This is a genomic window from Noviherbaspirillum agri (assembly GCF_054780595.1).
Genome location: NZ_BAAGWA010000001.1, coordinates 146676 through 162090 on the forward strand (window position 1 = coordinate 146676; position 15415 = coordinate 162090).

1 protein-coding gene (running past one end of the window) is annotated in these 15415 nt (G+C 61.2%); it reads left to right on the forward strand.

Going from position 1 to position 15415, the window contains the following annotated elements:
• On the forward strand, positions 1-15415 hold the beginning of the coding sequence (locus ACYVIA_RS00720; protein ID WP_460836921.1) for a tandem-95 repeat protein. 22904 nt of this gene lie beyond the right edge of the window; only the first 15415 of its 38319 coding nucleotides appear in the window; the start codon lies at positions 1-3; its stop codon lies off the right edge, out of view.

Consider the following 15415-nt stretch of genomic DNA (forward strand, 5'->3'; position numbering starts at 1 on the left):
ATGACCAAGCCAGGGATGAAGAACGGTTCCAGCAAAAACAAAAACAAGAAAGCCAAATTGACGCCGCTGCTCAGTGCAGTACGCAACGCGCTCAAGGCCAAGCCCGCCTTGAATGTTGCACCGGCTCCCGAAAAGGCGAAGGCAGCTCCCGCAAGCGCGCGCAAGGTCAAGTTCGAATCGCTCGAACCGCGCGTGCTCTTGGCAGGCGACGTCAATCCCGCGGCGCTGACGATCAGTGGCGATATCGCAGCTCCCGGCGAGCAGGATCGCTTCGAATTCACCCTCGAGGAATCGGCCCGCGTCGTGTTCGACAGCCTGACGAACCGTTCCAACATGTCCTGGAAGCTCGAAGGTCCGAGCGGGCAGGTGGCCAACCGCTCGTTCAGCTCTACCGATGGCGACTGGGAGGCTCCCGCCTACGAACTGGTTGCGGGCAAGTACAAGCTTACGGTCGATGCTTCCGGAGATGCCACCGGCGCTTACGGCTTGCGCGTGATCGATGCCCGTGCCGCCGCGACACTCACCCCAGGCACCAACATCAACCTGGCGCTGGACGCGGGCAACAAGACCGCGGTGTACAGCTTCAATGCCACGGCAGGCGACAAGTTCTTCTTCAAGAGCAATTCGCTTAACGGCGGCACGGTGAAATGGCGCCTGATCGATCCGTTCGGTCGCCAGGAAGGTTCGCTCTCCAATGCGAACACCGATCTGGACACGTTCACGGTGGCGCGCTCCGGCGCCTACCTGCTGTTGATAGAAGGCGCGAACAGCAACACGACCCCGGTCAATCTCAACTTCAACCTGCAACCGGTCCTTGACACCACCACGGCCGTCTCCTTAAACCAGACGACGACAGCCAGCATCGATCATTTCGGCAAGAGTGCCGATTTCACTTTCAGCCTTTCCGAGCAGACCGCGGTCATGTTCGACGACCTGAGCGGCTCCGCACAGTTCTACTGGACGCTGACCGGACCGTCAGGCCAGCAAGTTGCGCGGCGCATGCTGAATGCGGAAGCGCTGCACGGCGAGTCCGCATGGTTGCATCTTCCCGCCGGTGACTACAAGCTGACGATCGACGGTGACCTGGCCACACTCGGCGCACCGAAATTCCGGCTGTTGACAGGTGCCGGTGCCGCAAGCATGACGCCGGGCAGCATCATCACCGACACCATCGAGGCATTTGGCTCGCGCCTGTACCGCATCGCGCTGCAGGCCGGCGACAGCATCATGCTGGAAGGACGTTCGCAAACCAACGGCAAGGTAAAAGCCAGCCTGGTCGACGCCTATGGCGTACGCGTAATGCAGGCGGCTTACCTGACCGATGCGCGTAACCGGATCACCGTCACGTCCGCCGGCGAATACTGGCTGGTCCTCGATGCAGAGGCCGCGACCGTTGCGACCGACCCGATTTCCTACGAGTTCTCCCTGCATCGTCCGACCGATCTCGTGGCATCCGCCACGCTGGCCGGAACGGTATCCGACAGCCTGACGGTTCCCGGACAGATTGCGACATACGACTTCACACTTTCCGGCACGACGCAGCTTGTGCTGGACAGCCTCACCAACCGTAATGACCTGCGCTGGACGCTCAAGGGGCCGCGAGGAGTGGAACTGGCGGACGTGCCGTTCGACCAGGCCGCGGCTGCGGTTTCGATCCTGCCGGAGGGTGACTACCGGCTCGTCGTCAAGGGTGTCGGCGCCGCCGTGGGCAACTACGGGTTCAGGCTGCTCGATCTCGGTGCGGCCGCTGCGATGACGCCGGGAAGCGCGACGACGGGCACGCTTTCGCCGGGCAACAGCAGCACGGCGTATCGCTTCACCATGGCGGCGGGCGACCGTCTCTCGTTTGACAGCACTTTCGTCACCGGCGGTGCGGCGACATGGCGCCTGATCGACGCCTACGGGCGCGACGCGGCCGGCACGAGTGACCTGAATGCGGACCGAGTGGCGTTTACGCTTGCCCTTGGCGGCACCTATACGCTGCTCATCGAAGGACGCAGCGACAATGCGCAGCCGGTTGACTACAGCTTCCAGTTCAATGCAGCGGGCAATGAACCGCAAACGGCGCTGCCTCCGGGCGACGCGCTAATGCTGAACAATGCATACAGCGGCAGCCTTCCGACGCTGGGTGCAACCAAGACCTACCGCTTCACGCTCACTGCCGACAGCGTCCTGCTGTTTGACTCGCAGACCAATTCGTCGGGCCGGACCTGGACCCTGGTCGGCCCGCGCGGCGTCGAAGTCAATGCACGCAACTTCCAGTCCAGCGACGCCAATGCCGGCGATCCGGTCCTGAATCTGGTCGCCGGTGAATACGCGCTGACTATTCGGGCCGCCAGCGGTACCGGCGCATTTGCATTCCAGCTGCTGGATGCCGCGACCCAGCCCGAGCTGGTTTTCGGAGAAGCCATTTCCCGGACGCGTTCGCCATTCAATGCCAGCATCGGTTATCGCTTTACGGCAGCTGCAGGAGAAACCTTCAGCATCGTCCAGACCTCCGGCGGCGGATTCTGGCGAGTAGTGGACCAGTACGGGCGGACTGTGAACACGCTGTCGACCGGATCGCAGTCATTCACTGCCACTTCGACAGGCACTTACACGGTATGGAACGAACCGACCTACAACCAGTCCGGTACCACCACGCTGTCGTTCAGGCTGAATCGTCAGACCGTTCAGACCGCCCCCCTGGTCTTCAACGACGTCATCTCGGGCAGCGTCGCCGGTGCGCACGATACCGCGAGCTATACATTCACGCTCGATACGCCGACCACTGCCATTTTCGACCTGCTCGAAACCACAGTCTCGCAGACCTACAACGGCCAGTGGCAAGTGAGCGGGCCGCATGGAATAGTCCGCGACTGGACTTCCTTCGGACAGACTGATGGGGGGAACCATGCGCAGGTGCTGGCACTGGCTGCCGGCCGCTACACGCTTTCCGTGCGGACCACGGAGACGGTTCCATCCACCTTCAAGTTCCGTGTTCTTACAAGCGACGCGGCGGCGACCCTGACACCCGGAACACCTTACAGCGGCAAGGCGGACCCCGGTTACGCCACACAGCTGCACCGATTCAGCGCCACGAAGGGCGAGCGCATCTATTTCGACGGCATCACCGGCGACCGCGCCTTCCTGATCATCGATCCATTCGGGCGCGTGATCCATTCGAGCAACCTGCAGTACGACCAGGGTGGCATTGAAATGACGGCCACCGGCGAATACCTCGTCGTCGTCAGCAACTATCAGAACGGTACAGGCGTGGGCTACGGCTCGGCGCCATACAGCTACAGCTTCAATGTAATCCCCGAAGTCGTCACGCAGGCGACGCTGTCGCTCGACACGCTGATCACGGGCTCGTTCACCGATTTCGGTCAAAGCGTCAAGTACGGCTTCATCCTTGAGCGGCCGACAACCGTCATGGTGAGCACCGGAACCGGCACGTCCGACTGGACACTGAAGGGACCGCGCGGTACCGAGGTCAGCCAGCGCAGCTTTATCAATGGCATGCAGATTCTCGAACTGCCAGCCGGCGAATATGAGCTGCTGGTCTCGCATCCGGACACCAGGACCGACAATTTCAGTTTCAGGTTGAGCGACCTGTCCAAGGCCACGGTTCTCGGCATCTCGGAATCGCTCCACGCGTCCCTCACGCCGGCCGAGAGGACAGTCATTCGTAAGCTGGTCGTGACGGAAGAGCAGGATGTCTTCGTCGATCTCATGGCCAACTCCAACACCGGAAGCTGGGCCACTACCTGGGGGATATACAACCAGCGCGGGGTTTATCAACGCGGTTCCGAAGCGCGTTGGGATTCGTCGCCGTTCAAGCTGACGCCGGGCGTCTATTACTTCGCCGTCAACGCAAGCGCCAACGTTGCGGCCGATATCGACATTGCCTTGCGGCGTCCAACGCAGAAGACGCTGCCCATGGCCCTCGACACTGACATCGTCGATGCGCTCGACGCACCAGGGCAGACGGCCAGTTATACCTTTACGCTCGCACAGCCCACGACCTTGCTGTTCGACAGCCTCGTCAACAGCAACGACCTGTATTGGGATCTCATCGGACCCAATGGTTCCGTACGGTACGGTGTTTCCTTCGGCTCGGCCGAGAATGGCCCGGACTATGCCTTGCTCAATGCCAGCGTCGCCGGCAACTACACGCTGAAAGTCTGGTCGCAGTCGAATTCCGCCGGACCGGTCCGCTTCCGCCTGCATGACCTGAACGCGATACCTGCGCAGGCGCTGAACGGCCCGCACCAGATCACACTGGCACCCGGCAATTCCACCACCGTGCTTGCATTCGATGCGGCCGCCGGCGACTACTTCAGTTATGACGCGTTGAACGTGCCGGCCGCTACGGCGCGGATCTGGCTGATGGATGCTGCCGGCAATGACATCATCGATCCGGACGAGGCAAATCGGGATACGAGCCTGCAGCTGCAGGCTGCCGGACGGTACTACCTGTTCATTGCAGGTGCGCTGTCCAATACCCAGCCTGTCGAATTGAACTTCTCGACACGACTCGTACGAAGCCGCGAGAGTGCAGTAACGCTCGGCAGTACCGTCAACTCGAGCATCGATGCATACGGTGTATCCGAAACCTGGACATTTACGCTGGATTCACAAAAGCGAGTGCTGCTGGATGGCTTGTCTGGTACCAACATCGCCTGGGCACTCTTCGACGAGGGAGGCGAAACGGTCGCAAGCAGCAACGGCAATGAGAGCCTGTACGTGGCCGATCTCGCGGCAGGCGAGTACCGCCTGGTGTTTCAGGGCAATTCCTCCTCGGTGCCGGTGCCGGGCGCCTACGGTTTTCGTTTGCTCGACGTGACGGTCGCTTCCACACTGGACGTGGGTGTGAGCCATGCAGCCACCGAAGCGCTGCCGCAGGCTGCGAACATGTACCGCCTCACGCTGCAGTCCACTGATCATGTGCTGTTGCGCGCGGCCGCCGCAGGCGATGCGGCTGGTACCATCACCATCTATGCTCCATCCGGCGAAAAGATTGCCACACTCGACCTGGCGGATGCGGACTACGAATTCTTCCCCGATGGACAGTCGGGCGAATACCTGATTGTCGTCGACGGTTCCCTTGAAAATACAGGTCCGTATTCGTATACGCTGGACCTCACCCGCGTGGAGCAGGTCATCGAGGACGCCGTGCTGGGGCAGATCATCGAAGGTTCCACGACGGGCCCGAGCCAGTATCGCAGCTACCGTATCAGCCTCGATTCGCCGCGCAGCCTGCTCATCAGCGATGCAGGCTCGGAGGAGGGCATGCGCTGGCGCCTGGTTCCGGCGGGCGATGTTTCTCTCGATTGGGACGATCTTGTCCCCGGCGGGCCGGACGGCTTCGTCCACCTGTCTGCGGGTGACTACGTGCTGACCATCTCGGGTATGAACGAAGAAGGTAGCGACTTCCGCGTACAGCTGCTCGACACGACGGCGCCGGCCCAGTTGCCTGCCGCACCGACCGAAATGTCGCTGGCGACAGGACGCGATGTCGCCGCCTTCAGCTTCACACTGGACACACGCCAACGCCTCAGGATTGATCTCGCGACGGCGGATGCCAGCCAGCTCGAATGGGCGCTGTACCGCAACGGCTACATCGTCTACGACAATGGCCGCAATCCGAGTGGTGTAACACGCGACACCTCCGAACTCGATGCAGGGCAGTATGTGCTGGTCGTTTTCGGCAAGGGCGATTCCGCAGCCAGCCTGATGTACACCATTGGCATGTCGCCGCTCGCTCCTGATGCCTTGACGGTCGGCGAGACCATCGACGGTGCATTCCCGGCATCGGGCGACGAGATCGTGTACGAGTTCACGCTCGCGACGGCCACCTCGGTGCTGTTCGATGCGCTCGAAGGCGGCGCCGATTTCACCTACACCCTCAGCTACAAATCCGGCGGCTTCATCCGGGGCGAGAGTTTCGACGCCGATACCTTCATGTCGAACCGGATGATCAACCTGGCGGCAGGAAGCTACCAGCTGAAGATCGCCCGTCCGAGTACCCTGGAAGAGCCGAGCAGCGTTGCACCCGAATTCCGTTTCCGCATTGCTTCTCTGGACCAGGTCGCCGGTAACAGCGCGGCCCTCGGCGCGCCGCTCACCGGCAGCCTGGCAACAGGCCGCGAATCGGTCGCGCATCGCTTCAGCGCCCAAGCCGGCGACCTCATCTCCATCGTTCCGTCCGCACTGACCGGCGGTGGCATTTCATGGCGCTTGCTCGGCCCTGATGGGAGCCTGGTCATTTCAGCGCATTCGGCAACCAGTGATGCACTTGGTGACGTAACAAGCCAGAACCTTACGCGCAGCGGCGTATATACGCTGTTGATCGACGGCGAACTCGGCAACACGCAAAAAACCGACTATGCGTTTGCGTTGACGCTGGACAGCCACACCGATCTTCTTCCTGCAGGCGATACGTTCCTGCTTGGCACATCGGTTACGTCCGAGCTGACTTCGAACTCCAGCAAGAGCTATCGCTTCACCCTGACGGAGCCCGGGTTGGTTGCCATTTCGGGAAAATCCGGCGATGGCAGGCAATTGCAGTGGCGGCTGGTCAGCACGAGCGGCACCGTGACGGACGGAAATTTCTACGCCCATCCCAATGCTGCCAATATTGTGCGACTGGAAGCGGGCGAGTACGCGCTGACGGTCATCGAACCGCAATATGGTGAATCGTCCGATGTGGAATTCAGCCTGCGTATCGATGGCAGCGGCCAGGCTCCGCTTGTGACGATCGAATCGGATGTGGTAAGCAACGGCCCGCGCCTGTTCAAGGCGTCGTTCACCGCGGGCGACATCATTTTCCGCTCGCCGGGCACGGGTTCGTGGACGATTTACGACTCCAACATGAATTCGGTGGGCTGGGCCTATGAAGGCAACACCTCCTTCCAGCGCGTGAGCATTCCTCAGGATGGCACGTACTACATCGCGTTGCACCATGACAGCGCCAATACCCAGGCCAATACCACACTGGAGCTGGACCGCGTCACCGAGCGTGTCAATCCGCTGACTTTCGGGGCGCTCAACGCAGGCACGCTGGACAACTCGGTCTCCGACATCTATACCTTCACACTCGACAGCGAGCAGCTCGTGCTGCTGGACGTCGTCATGGGCGACAACAACTACGACATCGGCTGGAAGCTGATGCGCGACGGCGAGGAGATCGACGACGGATACTGGTATTACGGCAACAGCGATTCTTACCTTAACCGGATGTTCCTGCTGGAGGCTGGCACATACCAGCTGAAACTCGGCAGCTACAACGGCGAATACAAGTTCCGCCTGCTCGATATGCAGGATGCGCCGGCACTGTCCGGCGAAGAGTCGACCGGCACACTGCTGCCTGGCCTGGCGCTTGCATATCGCTTCAATGCAACAGCCGGCGACAGCCTGGTTTATGCGCCCATCGACCTCGGCAGTCTGAACGGCCGCTGGCGCCTGTTCGACGCATCCGGACAGGACCTGAGCGAACCCGGCGGCGGTGAAGGCGGAGAGTGGATCGAAGGTGGAGAGTGGATCGAAGGCGGAGCGAGTGGATTCTATGGCACCGCATGGATTGACAGCAACCGCATTCTTCGCAACCTGCCATCGACCGGCGAGTATTTCATCGTCTGGGATACTGACCAGAGCTGGGATGGCACCGAGAGCAACTACTCCTTCAGGTTCACCCATGTTGCGCAAGGCGTACCGGCTGCAGTGTCGCCTGACCAGGTCACGACCGGCACGCCTGCTGCGGACGGCTTGTTGTCCTACCAGCTGACGCTGGACGAACCGGCGTTGCTGTGGCTGGAGAGCATGAGCGACAGCCTGCCACACTGGACCATCCTGGATGAGGATGGCGAAGAGCTCTATTCCAACTACGAAGGCGAGGCGCCGATCCATCTGACGGAAGGCGTCTATACGATCCGTTTTCTCTCGGAAGAGAACGACGTGCCGGGCACCGATCCTTTCACGTTCCGCCTGCTGAACATCGAATCGGCAGCTGGCGAACTGGTTACGGGTACCGACACCACCGGCACGCTTGCACCTGGACAGACCGTCGTCTACCGCTTTGATGCGATCGAAGGCGACAGTGTGCTCTATTCGCCGGTCGAAACCGGCACGCTCATTGGAAGTTGGCATCTGGTGGACGAGTCGGGCCAAGTGCTGGCCAGCGGCCATGCCCTCGACGAAAGCGAGATCCTGCGCGATCTGCCGTCCGACGGCAGCTATTACCTGCTCTGGAGTGCCGATCCCGATTCCGGCAATCCGGATGCGTCCACCTATACCTTCGCGCTCGAAACGATCACACCGGCCGCGCCTCTCGTGTTGACGCTCAACCAGGCCACCACCGGCGTACCGGGCCCCGACGGAGCGGTCAGCTACCAGGTTGATGTGGCCGGCCGCACAAACCTGTGGCTCGATGTCCTGTCGGACAGCGGCAACCTGCAGTGGGAGCTGTTGAATATTTACGGCGACATCATCGCTTCCGGGGGACTGAACAACGCCTGGTCGTCGGCAATCTCCATTGACAATGCAGGAAGCTACGTCTTGCGCATCCGGCCGGATTACGGCCTGCCGTCTGTCGATACGATCGATTTCAAGCTCGTCGACGTCGCGTCTGCTGGCGCCACGCCGATCGTTGCCTTGCGCGATGTCGATCTGACGCTCGGACCGGATGACAGCCTTCGGATCTACTCCTTCGATGTCGACTCCGGCGATCAGTTCGAATACTTCTTCACCGACGGCGCTGCCTCCGGCGTGACATGGCACCTCTATGGGCCTTCCGGAAAGGTCGCCAGCGGTTACGCCAACGGCAACGGCGGACGCTACAACCTATGGGAATCAGGAAAATACTTCCTGCTGTTCGACCTTCCGGCTGCACAGACAGAAGAACAGTCGTTCCGCTTTACCGTCGGTAACGGGATGCTTCCGCTCCCGCTCAATACCACGCTGACAGGGACGGTGTATACGTACAACCCGGTCCGCTTCGCGCTGCACCTCGATCAGGCGGCCTGGCTTGCGTTCGACAACATTGTCGGCAGTGCATCTTCCGCCTACGCGTCCTGGAGACTCGACGGTCCGGATGGGCAGGTATTCACCGGCACTGCCCATCCAGGCTATTCACGGGACGCCATGCAGATGCTTGCGGCAGGCGACTATGTGCTGACCATCAATGCGACCAACAACTCGTGGTGGAGCGGGTATGTCAACTACCGGTTCAGGGTCCTCGACCAGGGCGGTGCGACCGTCCTCACGCCGGGCGAGACCGTCAACGCCACGCTCAATCCCGGCAGCAGCACGGCTGTGTATCGCCTGGATGCGGTACAAGGTGAGCGTTACCTGTTCCAGGATCTGAAGAACTTCAGCGGCTACTGGCGCCTTTTCGATCCGAGCGGACAGGAGGTCTTCAACGCCAGCAAGAACTACAACCTCGAATCGCAAGCCGTCGCCATCGCGCAGACCGGCGCCTATACGCTGGTCCTCGAAGGGGAGAATACCAACGGCAGCAACGCGCAAACCTACACGTTCAAGGTGATGCAGCTGATCGACACGCCGATCGAGATCGGCAGCACGATCAGCGGCACGGCCGAAGCCCGTACCGCCTACGGTTACAAGCTGCATCTCGATCAGGCGGCGTGGATCGCATTCGACAGTCTGACGGCAGTCAGTGGCATGGCCTGGCAGATGACTGGTCCGCAAGGCAAGGTCTTCTACAAGTCGATGAACGACTACTACGGCAGCGACCACATGCAGCAGTTTGCTGCGGGCGACTATTACCTGACCGTCGAAAACAAATCGACATCCAACGTCAACTTCTCGTTCCGTACTGTCGATGCGGCCACCGCATCGACGATCACGGCGGGAACGGTCGTGACCGACACGCTCACGCCTGGTAACGGCATTGCCATGTATCGCTTCGATGCCAATGCGGGCGAAAGGTACTTCTTCGACACCAAGTTGTCGGCCGATGGCTTGTGGCACCTGTACGATCCGGCAGGGAACCAGGTTTTCCGTGATGGCCTGAGTTACGACGTGGAGCCTCAGACGTTCACGATGGCGGGCTCCTATCTGCTGGTGCTGGAAGGCCGCAGCTACAACACAAACGCGTTCCTGAACTACAGCTTCAACGTCGTGCCTGTGCCGGAGAATCCGCCGGTCGTGCTGGACACCATCGTGGTCAAGCCGGCAGCGGACCTGGCGCTCAACAGCCTGACACTCAGTCCGGCCTCGGACCTGCAGACTGGCCAGACCGTGCGCGTGGAGTGGGTTGTCGAAAACCGCGGTCAGCTCCCGGCTGAAGGCAGCTGGAATGATCGCATTGTGATCCGCAACCTGGACAACGGCCAGGTGCTGGCAAGCGTATCGGTGCCCTACGACGAAGCTGATTCCGGCGCCATCGGCGCGGGTGAAGCGCGGACGCGCAGCATCGATATCCGTCTGCCGGACGGCTCGGTTGCGGCCGGCCGGATCAGCGTCGTTGTGCTGACCGACGCCGATAACGTGCTCAAGGAAGGCAACGCCACTGCGACCGGCGAGAGCAACAATGCCGCCAGCCTGGAGACCACGGTCACGCTGTCACCTTATGCAGACCTGGTTGTCGAGGATGTCACCCTCAGTCCGTCCAGCGATTACCAGCCGGGAGAAGAAGTCACGGTGCGTTGGAGTACCGCAAACCGCGGCACGAGGGATGTAGACTTGCCGTGGAGCGAGCGCCTGGAAGTGCGCAATCTCTCCACCAATGAACTGGTGGCGGTCGTGAACCTGCGTGACCTGCTGTCCGACGGTGTCCTTGCGGCAGGGCAGTCGCGCAGCCGCGAGGGACGTTTCAACTGGCCTGTGGGCGCCTCTGCTTCCGGCCGGTTCTCGGTGCGCGTCATTGCTGATCGTGCGTCCGAGATCCCCGAAGCCAACGTCGCCGGCACCGGGGAATCAAACAACACGACCCAGCTGATCGTCAATTCCGGCCCCGACATGGTCGTCAGGAACCTGCGCATCGAGGCCGACAGCCTGCTCGCAGGCGATCTGGTCACCTTGCGATGGGAAGACTGGAACCTCGGCAGCAGCTCAACCAATATCGGATTCGACGACCGCATCGTCGTCAGGAATCTCGACGCCAGCCTGGTCCTGCTCGATACGCGCCTGCGCTACGAAGCGCTGGACGCCTCGGCCGGCCCGATCAAACCGGGCGAATATCGCGAACGCAGCTTCACCTTCCGCTTGCCGGGCGGCTTGCGCGGTACGGGCGAGCTCCGTTTCACGGTGACCGCCGACCAGAACACGGCAGGATTGGGCGTCCTGTATGAAACCAATCTCACCAACAACGCAGAAACCAATAACAGCGCCGTCATCCAGAAGACTTCCCAGCGCGGCGATTCCTATTCGGACCTGCGACTGGAAAGCCTGAGCGGTGTGCCGGCCGCCGCGCGCAGCGGTGAAAGCATCAAGATCACCTGGACGGTGCGCAATGACGGCGTGGCGGTGACCGACCTTTCGCAGTGGACCGATCGCGTCATTCTTTCGAGCGACGGCACGCTTAGCGCCGATGATATCGTGCTCAACGGCGCAATCACGCACAGCGGCTTCCTCGAACCGGGCCAGAGCTATACCGGAACGGCTACCATCACCTTGCCGGGCAATCTGACCGGGGGCTTCTTCGTCATTGTCGATACCAACGGCGCTCGCTCCATTCCCGAGAACGGCCGCACTGGCAACAATGCCCTGTCCGCCGCGATCAGGCTCGATGCGCCTGCCGACCTGGCCGTGTCGGACATCGTGGTGCCGGAGATCGTGATCGACGATCCGGCACCATTGAACCTGTCGTGGAAAGTCACCAACCAGGGCTACGGTGCGGTCAATTCCGCCTGGACCGACCGTATCGTCCTGTCCAAGGATGACATCCTTGGGAACGAGGATGACTGGACCGTGGCTGAGTACCGCCATGAAGGCGCATTCGCGGCTGGCGCATCCTATACGCGCAATGAGAAGCTGTACCTGCCGCCGGGCAGCGTCGGACGCTACAAGCTCTTCGTGTCAGTTGATGCACGCGCCGAAGTGTTCGAAAACAATGTCGAGAGCAACAATGTAGGCAAGGCCGACCACAACGTCGACATCATGCCTGTCGCTTACGCCGACCTGCAGGTGGCCGCGCTGACGACCGAAGGTAATGCCGCCAGCGGACGTCCGCTGCGCATCACCTGGGAAGTAGTGAACAACGGCATCGGCATCACCAACAAGGAAACGTGGACCGATGAGGTCTGGCTGAGCAGCAAGGCGGACGGTTCCGATCGTATTGCAAACTTCGGTTCGGTCAGCCACCTCGGCCGGCTGATGGTCGGAGATCGTTATGCCGCCAGCCTGGATGTCGTCCTGCCGCAGGGTATTTCGGGTACGTACTATCTGCATGTGCGCTCCTCCAATTCGTCCGGCCCGTTCGAATTCGTGTTCGGTGACAACAACAGGAACAGCCTGGTGTTGCCGGTCGAGCTGTCGAAGTCGCCTGACCTGAAGGTCGAAAGCGTCACTGCGCCCGAGATTGCCGCCGAAGGGGGCCTGATCGATATCTCCTGGACGGTCCTCAACCAGGGCGAGGTTTCTGCGTCCGGCATCTGGACCGACAAGGTCGAGCTGGTCCCGGTCGCGGGCGGAAACAGTATCGTGCTGGGAGAGTTCCAGTACGATCGCGGCCTGGAAGCCGGCGTGCGTTACACCCGTACCGAACAGATCCGTGTTCCCGCGAAGATCGAAGGGCTGTACCGCATCAAGGTCACCAGCAACATCTCCAACACGGTCTATGAAGACCCGGCGGCACGCACCAACAACAGCCTGACAAGAGCGGCCGATACCTCGATCCAGATGAACCCGCGGCCGGACCTGAGGGTCACCATGCTGACCGTTCCGGCGCATGTCACTTCCGGCACCGGCGCAGGCATCCGCTACACCATCACCAACATGGGTTCGGTGGCGACCAGCGGACGCTGGACGGACAAGGTCTACCTGTCGCTCGATCCGTATCTCAACGGCACCGACCAGCTCATTGGCGAATTCACCAATGGTTCGGCGCTGGCGCCTGGCGAGAGCTATACGATCGAGACTGCGCTCGTCAATATTCCGATCCGCTTCCGTGGCGACGCTTACCTGATCATCCAGGCAGACGGCAATTACCAGGTTGACGAGTATCCCAACGAAGCCAACAACGTCCGCGCAGCGAACTTTTACGTCGATGCAGTCCCCTTCGGCGACCTGGTCACCAGCAGCGTTGTCGCGCCCGACCAGGCTGTGCATGGAAGCAGCATCGAAGTGCGCTACAAGGTCACCAACAGTGGCAGCGGCACGACCCGCGGCGAGTCCGCATCCGTCAATAGCTGGACCGATACCATCTGGCTGGCGCGCGACAAGACCCGGCCGGGCGCCCACAAGGGTGACAGGCTGCTCGGCTCGTTCACCCATCTCGGCAACCTTGCCGTCGGCGAAGACTATCTCGCCACGGCGCAGGTCGCCATCCCGGACGATGCATTGACCGGCAGCTATTACATTACCGTCTGGAGCGATACCTACGACGCTATCCTGGAGGACACGCTCGCCTCGAACGTGAATCCGGACGATCCGACCCAGCTCGACAACAATAACTACAAGGCGCGCGCCATCGGCATCATCGGACGTACCGTTCCGGTCGTCGACCTTGCGGTAACCCAGGTTACCGCGCCGCAGACAGCGTTTTCCGGAGCCGACTATTCCTTCGGCTATACGGTCCAGAACAAGGGCGATGCGCTGAAGGGGCAATGGCTGGATGTTGTCTACCTCACCGATTCCCCAGACTTCGACGCTTCGACGAAGAAGTGGGAGATTGCCCGCATTAACCAGTCGCGCAACCTTGGCAACGGTGAGAGCTACAGCGTTAACCAGACCGTGCATCTTGCGCCTTCGGTCGCAGGACGCTACCTGCACGTCGTCACTGAATCCCGCGACAGCATCGAAGAGTCGGTCGAGACCAACAACATCCATTCCGCGCTTTCCGTGGTGGCCAGCCGTCCCGCCGACCTGCGTGTGACCTCGATCGTGACCCAGCCGGAAAACTTCTCGGGCGAGGAGTCCGTCATCACATGGACCGTGACCAACTTCGGCGAGTCCGTGTGGCCGCGCACTGAGAACTGGCTTGACGCGGTCTACATCAGCAAGGACCCGACGTTCATTCCGAGCCGGGCGACGCTGGTTGGCACCGCAACCCACTCCAATGTCCACGGATTGGCGAACGGACAGTCCTACACGACTTCGATCAAGGCCACGTTGCCTGAAGGCGCTGACGGCGATTACTACGTATACGTCATCACCGACAATGAATACGTCGTGCTCATTGATGGAGTTGCGTACAACGAATTTGGACGGGTGGCCAGTCCCGCTCAGGACTTCAAGCCGAAGGCCGACAGGCCGAACAACGAGGGTGACCTGGGTACGTCGGCTTACGCGGACGATAATGCTTTCGTGTCCGAGTATTACGCGAAGGAGCGGTATTCCCGCCACGGCACCGTATACGAGGCAGGAAAGCTTGAAAACAATATCAACAGCGCCGCTCTTCGCATCACCTACCAGGAACCGGATCTGCAGGTCGACAGCATCGTCCTCTCGGAAACCAACCCGGTATCGGGCCAGGAAGTGACGGTCACCTATACCGTGACCAATCGCGGTAACCGCGCGACACGCACCAATACCTGGTATGACGGCATCTACCTGTCGCGTGACGGCTCCCTGGACCTGCGCGATCACGCTCTGATCGTTGGACAGGTCATGGCCGGCAGCGACACCACGCCGGACGACGGCCGGAATGACTACCTCAAGCCCGGCGAGTCGTATACGCGCACGGCAAAGATCCGCCTGCCGGACTCGATCAGCGGCGACTTCCGCCTGATCGTCAAGACCGACACACAGATCGTTGAGAAGCTAAACAGCGGCGACAGCACGGTACGCCAGGGCCTGAACTCTCTTGCATTGCTGTACTCACGTCCCGATGACGCTCCCGGCGCCATTCGCGAATTCGCAGGAGAGGGCAACAACACGAGATCCGTGGCCTTGCCGGTCACGCTGGCGACGCCGCCCGACCTGCAGGTTGCGGAAGTCACCAGTCCGCCCAGCGTCCTGGCCGGACAGACATTCCAGATGACCTACCGCGTCGTCAACCAGGGAGGCGCGACACCGGCCGACCAGTCGCAGTGGTGGGACATGGTGTACCTGTCCAAGGACCGCTTCCTCGACGTCAACCAGGATACCTACGTCGCTTATGTGTCGCATTCCGGCGGACTGGCGGCGGATGGCAGCTACAGCCACACCCTGCAGGTGACTGCCCCGGGCAACCTGGAAGGCCCGTACTACCTCTTCGTCGTAACCGACCCCAACAACATATGGGGCGGCAAGGAATTCGGCTTCGTGCGCG